A 7500-nucleotide genomic window follows, 5' to 3' on the forward strand; every position below is an offset into this window, starting at 1 on the left:
TGAGTCCTATGCGGAAACTTTTGCACATGTTTTTGTTTGAACATCAGAAATAGTATGAAAGGAAGTCCTCCATGTGGTAAGCGATATAAGGTTTCGTAAAGGCTTTGATGCAAAGTTGATGCAAAAAAAGTAAAATCTACATTCGCTACTACACGAGCAAAAGCGGTTAAGGTTCCCCACAAAAATGCATACATTAGTGCCCATCGGCTTGTTGCCGGTATAAACAATAACACACTTACTATAAAATCCAAAACTCCGGCCCAAAACAAGAATTGATGAGCAAAAGCTTCTGTGCATCCAAAGATAATGATCACCATGTCCACAAAATTGCCTGGACGGGGGTAATAACCGATAGCATATAAGCCATGAGCTGAGAAAGTAAGCGCAATTACTAATTTAAACCAAAAGTAAAGTTTACCAGGAAGCAGTTTTCGGCAAACCATTAAATAAAGGAAAAGAGGGCTAGCCACCTGAGCACTATATTCAAAAAACTGCCCTATATGAAAAAACTTCTCTCTCATATAAAGTAGTGCAAGAATCACTAAGAGGCCAGTTCCTAGAAGTAAAACTCCCCCTCCTATTTTTGATTTTAACCTTACCGTTAGGCTGGCTATTGCACAAAGAGCAAATACAAGACCGGTCATATAAGAAAGACCCTGAATCATCTTTTCAGACCAATCTGAAGTAACGTAGACTTCCCAACTCAGGCCACTTATTGACGTAACTATCCCTTCTAATAAATTTTGATCCCAAAAGAAGGCTCGAAAAGGCCCATCCCAAAACAATAATTGCCAGCCTCTACCGGCAAACATCAAAAAACAAACTAGCTTTAAAAGCAGAATCGCCTGATCTCTATTAGCAAATTCCCTCACAAATTTATGGAACATATCTATTTATATAAAGTTTAAATACAATCCTTTAATTGATCAATTTAGTAAAAATTAATCATTTTTAATTAAGGCCAAAAATAACTTTTTGTTAACATAAAGTTAAGCGTGGATTAAGCAAAATCATATTTATAATACACTTAAAATCAATTATTTGAAAAGTAAAATTTTGTCGCTAATTTCTCAATAAGTTTTAAACGATTTCATTATCAACAAAATCATTATTACCAAAAATCAAATTAAAACCAACCAACGACATGACTAGATCACAGAATCTTACCCTGCTTGTTCTATTAACAAGCTTGTTTATCAACTGGCATACCCATGCTTCCAACGGACGCTATCGACTCACTTTAAGAGATAATCCAGCAACAACAGCAGTCATCGGGTGGGATCAACTTTCAGGCTCAAACCCTATTCTCTACTATGGGACTACCGACTATGGCACAGATTGGAGTTCCTATCCCAATCAGGCAGGCCCCGACAGAGTAGTGGATTATCTAGGAATGGATAATCATTTTGTTCGTCTAACTGGATTGCAACCCAATACCAACTATTACTTTGTGATAAAAGATAGCGAAGGACTAAGTGATCGCTTTTGGTTCAAAACTGCCCCGGATTCTTCAACCGAACGCTTATCCTTCATTTCCGGGGGTGATTCCCGTAATAATCGTACTCCGCGACAAAACGCTAATCAACTAGTAAAAAAATTACGTCCACATGCAGTGCTTTTTGGTGGAGACATGACAAACTATGGCACCACCTCAGAGTGGAAGGAGTGGTTTGACGACTGGCAGTTAACAATAGGTGATGATGGACGAATAATTCCTATTGTTGCTGCACGGGGAAACCACGAAAGTTCTAATGATGTCATTTACAACCTATTTGATGTCCCCAGTTCCAATGTTTATTATGCTTTAACTTTCGGGGGTAACCTTATTCGAGCATATACTTTAAATACTGAAACCTCCATTTCTGGTTCTCAAACGGATTGGTTAAGTAATGACTTAAATAACCATAATAATGTGGTTTGGAAAATGGCCCAGTATCACAAGCCCATGCGCCCTCATACCAGTGGTAAATCAGAGGGAAACACGCAATATAACAATTGGGCTTACCTCTTTTATCAGCAAGGGGTAAAAGTGGTTGTCGAATGCGATGCCCACACCGTAAAGTCTACCTGGCCCATCCGCCCATCCAGTGGCTCTGGAAATGATGAAGGTTTTATTCGTGACGATGAAAACGGTTCAGTGTATGTCGGTGAAGGGTGTTGGGGAGCCCCATTACGTTCTAATGACGACAACAAAAACTGGACAAGAGACAGTGGAAGATTCAATCAGTTCAAATGGATCTTTGTAGATGAAAACAAAATTGAGCTACGCACCATAAAAGTAGATAATGCAAGTCAGGTAGGTACTGTGAATGATAACGATGTTTTTACTCCCCCATCCAACCTGGATATCTGGTCTCCAAGCAATGGTTCTGTTATAACAATCGAAAAAAACAGTACACCACCAGACGATGGCTCATCTAAAGTCCTAGAAGTACGAATCAACAATGGTAACGACGACGTGGAAGAGGCAGAAGATGGAGAGATATATTTTAATAGTTCAGACTTAGAATTGGTCTATGACTCTTATAAATCTGCCGGTGACCAAACGGTAGGGTTACGGTTTAATGGAATTAATATTCCTAAAAATGCTACCATTACAGATGCTTACATACAATTTACGGTAGATGAAACTGGTTCCACAATTCCTAGCCTTACTATACAGGGCGAAGACAGTGACGACTCAGCCCCATTTGAAGATATAGATTATAATGTCTCCAACCGAAGCCTTACTTCTTCTTCTGTAAGCTGGACACCTGGTGCCTGGACAAGCAAAGACGACGCAGGACCAGACCAACGTACTCCAAACATAAGTTCAATTATACAAGAAATCATTAACCGCACTGGATGGATAGAAGGAAACTCAGTAAGCCTGATTATTACCGGAAGTGGGAAACGCACGGCAAGGTCTTATAATAATTCATCTTCCAAAGCCCCTCTCCTTTACATTGAATATAGTACGGAGAATTCAGAAACACCAAGCTTATCAGCTAGCAGGTTAGTTGATCATAAAATGGAAGATAGCGGAATAAAAGATCAAAAAAATACTGAAAATGGAGAGGCTATCAAAACTATTCAGCTAGTACCTAACCCAGCCACTACTGATTTAAGGATAACTTCCCAAAACGAAATACTTTCCATCAGGCTCTATGATCCAAACCAAAAATGTATTCATTTCTTTGAATTATCTAAAGGCTCACGAACTCATAAGCTAGATTTACAAGACCTTAATCCCGGTCTCTATACTGTACAAATAAAAACCATTAAGGGAATAGAAGTTCAAAGACTGATTATTAAACATTAAGAAATAGTTAAATTTTCAATTTTTATCAGGCTCAGCTTTACCAGCTGGGCCTGACCTTTTTTTAAATCCCCTCCAGAAAAAATTAAATAAAGAGGAGCCGAGGCTCCCCTGTGACTTATTTTTCCTTCTTTGCCAAAATCAAAAAATTAGAGTAATGAAAGGATCTATGTTTTAAAGAAATACAAAACGAAACATTCTGTTTCCTCCTTATACATTTACTTCTAACAAAAAAATGAATATTAACTTTCTAGAATCAGAAACTTTTAACCTTTGAGTAAAAAGTAAAGCAAAAAATGACTTTAACTAGATTAATGGAGCAATATGAGCGCTCAACTTGCATCCAAAGATCAATACCCCACCATTTTAAAACCTAAAATCTCCAAATTTGAGATAAGAGTCATTTATATTTTGGCCCTTTTAAAAATTCCTTAAAATGTGTTAGCATACACGTAATTTGTGTTAAGGTAATAATAAGAATAGGTGCACCTTTGTTATAAAAATGGAACAATAAGGCAATGTCAGAAGAAATTATTAAAATAAAGTCCATCAGTCAATTACATGAAATGCTGGGCTATGAAAAGCCCAAACACCCTCTGGTGAGCATTATAGATGTTTCAAAATTGGAAATCAAAGAAGAAATGATTGGGCTTCGCTATTCTCCAGATTTCTACTCCATTTCCTTAAAGGGGGCCCATTGTGGCATATTATACGGCAGAAAGCACTACGATTTCGAAGAAGGAGTGCTAGTGTTTACTGCTCCCAATCAAGTAATTTCAGCAACAGAAAAATATGATCCCCAAGGTGATAAAGGATGGATGCTCCTTTTTCACCCCGATTTAATTAGAAGATCAGCCCTAGGTGAAAACATGGACAATTATTCCTTTTTTTCTTACGAAAACCATGAAGCTTTACATTTATCAGAGCAAGAAAAAAAGATTCTAAGCGATTGTGTAGAAAGAATAAGGTATGAATATGAACAAAGAATTGATAATCATAGCCAAAGAGTAATCGTTTCAAGCCTTGAACTTTTATTAAATTATTGTTCTCGCTTTTATGAACGTCAGTTTAATACTCGTAGCCCTCAAAACAAAGACATCGTAGTACAAGTAGAACGGTTACTTAAAGCCTATTTTAATTCAGGTCAATTAACTGAATATGGACCTCCTTCCATACAATATTGTGCTGATAAAGTTCATTTATCTCCTAACTATTTAAGCGATCTATTAAAGAAGGAAACCGGCAGAAGTGCCAAAGACCACATCAATGACTTTTTGGTAGATAAAGCCAAAAACATGTTGATAAATAGCAATGATTCTGTAAGCGAAATTGCCTATTCATTGGGATTCAACTACCCCCATTACTTCAGTAGACTTTTTAAAACAAAAACAGGACTTACTCCACAGAAATACAGAGAATTAACATAAATCAAATATTTACAAGACATTCAAATTAGTTCATGCACCATGACTAAAAAAGGAAGTTAATCACTTCCTTTTTTTTATTCCTTTTTCCTTCTAGAAAATTCAGTGAAATGTGTTTTTCATACCGGAAATAGTGTGCCTACTTCATTAATTTCTTTTCGATCTTTGAATATCCAAAAGAACACAAATGGATTTCAATACCCCAAAGGGCTCCCTTGCGTTTTCTTCCCCTTTTTGGGGAAGCTTGAGCTCTTTTGGAATTCCTAGTGAAATTTTCGAACCTTAAAAGTCAATTAAAATCATGGCAAAAACTATTTTAATCACAGGAGCCAGTAGTGGGATTGGTAAAGCCACTGCTCTCCTATTTCAGGAAAAAGGTTGGAACGTAATTGCCACCATGAGAACACCTGAAAAAGAAAAAGAATTAACCAAACTGAACAATGTATTGGTAACTCGACTCGATGTACTTGATCTTTCCTCCATTAAAAATGCCATTGAAGGTGGTATTGAGGGGTTTGGCAAAATCGATGTATTAATCAACAACGCGGGTTATGGTGCATATGGTGCGCTAGAAGCTACGCCTAGAGAAAATGTGCTTCGGCAATTCAATACCAATGTCATCGGCCTTCTAGATACCACTAAAGCTATTTTATCCCATTTCAGAGAAAATAAGGAGGGTATGATTATCAATATTTCGTCTATAGGTGGGAAAATGACCTTTCCTTTAGGATCCCTTTACCATGGGACAAAGTTTGCAGTCGAGGGCATTTCCGAGGCCTTAAATTATGAACTGGAACAAATCGGTTGCCAGGTAAAAATTATAGAGCCAGGAGCCATTGCCACAGATTTTGCAGGGCGGTCATTTGATTTCAACAATGATGAAAACATGGAAGGTTATCAAAACCTGGTGAATAAAATCATGGGTTCTTTTGACAGTTTATTGGCTAATGCCTCTCCTTCCAGTGTGGTTGCTGAGGTGATTTACCAAGCAGCAACCGATGGTAGCAATCAGTTGAGATACACCGCCGGGGAAGATGCTAAAACATTAATGGCAAACCGAAAGCAATTAGATGATGAAACCTTCATTGGTGGGATTAAACAACAATTTGGATTATAAATATAATATTAAAAGCCTTCGGGAAATGGTTTCCGAAGGCTACTTAAAATTAAGCTTATGAAAACAACAGCATTAATTACGGGAGCTTCAAGCGGAATTGGAAAAGAATTGGCCAGAATCCACGCAGAAAATGGAGGTAACTTAATCATTGTTGCGCGTAGCGCCAATAAATTAAATCAACTAAAAAATGAATTGGAAGAAAAGTATTCCGGAAAAGTACATGTTATTGCAAAGGACCTTGCCAACCCAAATGCTCCCAAAGAGATTTATGAGGAAGTGCAAAACCAGGGTCTGCAAATAGATTTCCTCATTAATAATGCAGGGTTTGGTGGTAGAGGAAAATTCCATGAAAGGCCTTGGGAAAAGGATTTAGCCATGATTAATTTAAACATCACAGCACTAACTGCCTTAACGCGATATTTTCTCCCACATATGGTACAGCGAAATAAGGGGAAGATTTTGAATGTTTCTTCTCCAGCCAGCTTTATGCCCGGCCCTTTACAAGCTGTTTACTATGCATCAAAAGCGTACGTCACCTTTTTTAGCAATGCGCTTTCCGAAGAATTGCACGATACCCAGGTGACGGTAACCAACTTAATGCCTGGAGCAACCGAAACAGAATTTGCCAAAATTTCCGGCATGGAGGAAACGTCATTGTTTAACAAAACGGTAAGTGCTGTCTCGGTAGCGAAAGATGGATATAAGGGAATGTTGGTAGGTAAATTGGATGTCATTTCCGGATTGACTTTCCCACAAAAAATGATGAAAGTAGCTCTTCCTTTTATACCTAAGAAAGTTTTACTTAGCCAGATCAGAAAAATGCAAGAGGTTAGCTAAGGACGAAATACTTAAATTTGAAATGGACATAAGGGAAAGGCACTATCATTTAATTCTTTAACCATCTACCTTTCATTAAATAAATTTAAAAAAGACTGAATGAAAAGAGTATTAATAACCGGAGCCACAGGAATGATCGGTGGACTTGTACTAAAAGAATCTCTTTCTTCCCCGGATGTAAAAGAAGTGATAAGTTTGGTACGAAGGCCAAGTGGTATTTCGAAAAAGAACCTCAAGGAAGTAATTATTCCTGATTTTAAGAATTATGCACAATTTGAAGACTTATTTAAAGCAATAGATACCGTATACTTTTGTATAGGGGTATACACAGGTCAAGTTTCAAAGGAAAAATTCAAAGAAATCACGGTAGATTATATTACTTCATTTGTTGACACATTGAAAAAACATAGTCCAAAAGCCACTTTTTGCTTTTTAAGTGGTGCCGGTGCGGATAGAACAGAAAGGAGCCGAATGGCATTTGCCAAATATAAAGGAATGGCGGAAAATTACCTTTTAAAAGAATTGGAACATGTGCAGATATTTCGACCTGGTTATATTTATCCCGTTCATAAACGTAAGGAACCTAATATTACTTATGAAATCTCCAGGGCATTGTATCCCTTAATCCGATTAATGGGTAAAAATACCAGCATTAAATCTACAGAATTAGCTTCGGCCATTTTCCAGTCGGGTGATGCGAGTGGAAAAAGAACACTGGAAAACAGAGATATTGTTAATTTTATTAACCCATAATACTGTTTGAAAAAAATATTTTAGGGAATAAATAAGTTATTACCAAAGCTCTAATAGAATTTGGAATGCCC

Annotated in this window: 6 protein-coding genes; 5 read left to right on the forward strand and 1 reads right to left on the reverse strand. The window is 37.2% G+C overall.

Annotation, left to right across the window (positions count from 1 at the left end; all coding sequences use genetic code 11):
* A partial coding sequence (locus E1171_RS12110; protein ID WP_155206268.1) for a hypothetical protein occupies positions 1 to 887 on the reverse strand: 887 nt, incomplete at its 3' end.
* A gap of 257 nt (positions 888 to 1144) precedes the next feature.
* Here E1171_RS12110 and E1171_RS12115 point away from each other — a divergent pair.
* From E1171_RS12115 to E1171_RS12135, 5 genes are all read left to right on the forward strand, one after another.
* Positions 1145 to 3301 (forward strand): fibronectin type III domain-containing protein, encoded by a 2157-nt coding sequence (locus E1171_RS12115; RefSeq protein WP_155206269.1) that lies wholly within the window; start codon positions 1145 to 1147, stop codon positions 3299 to 3301.
* A 515-nt stretch (positions 3302 to 3816) separates the two neighbouring features.
* Complete coding sequence (locus E1171_RS12120) at positions 3817 to 4725, forward strand: helix-turn-helix domain-containing protein (protein WP_155206270.1); 909 nt, start codon at positions 3817 to 3819, stop codon at positions 4723 to 4725.
* A gap of 298 nt (positions 4726 to 5023) precedes the next feature.
* Positions 5024 to 5839 (forward strand): SDR family oxidoreductase, encoded by an 816-nt coding sequence (locus E1171_RS12125; RefSeq protein WP_155206271.1) that lies wholly within the window; start codon positions 5024 to 5026, stop codon positions 5837 to 5839.
* A gap of 57 nt (positions 5840 to 5896) precedes the next feature.
* The gene (locus E1171_RS12130) at positions 5897 to 6676 is read left to right on the forward strand and encodes an SDR family NAD(P)-dependent oxidoreductase (RefSeq protein WP_155206272.1); all 780 of its coding nucleotides are present in this window, start codon (positions 5897 to 5899) and stop codon (positions 6674 to 6676) included.
* Positions 6677 to 6775: 99 nt separating this feature from the next.
* Positions 6776 to 7429, forward strand: a complete 654-nt coding sequence (locus tag E1171_RS12135; RefSeq protein ID WP_155206273.1) for an NAD(P)H-binding protein — start codon at positions 6776 to 6778, stop codon at positions 7427 to 7429.
* The last annotated feature ends 71 nt before the right edge of the window (positions 7430 to 7500 follow it).

This window comes from Xanthovirga aplysinae, from assembly GCF_009711365.1.
GTDB lineage: Bacteria > Bacteroidota > Bacteroidia > Cytophagales > Cyclobacteriaceae > Xanthovirga > Xanthovirga aplysinae.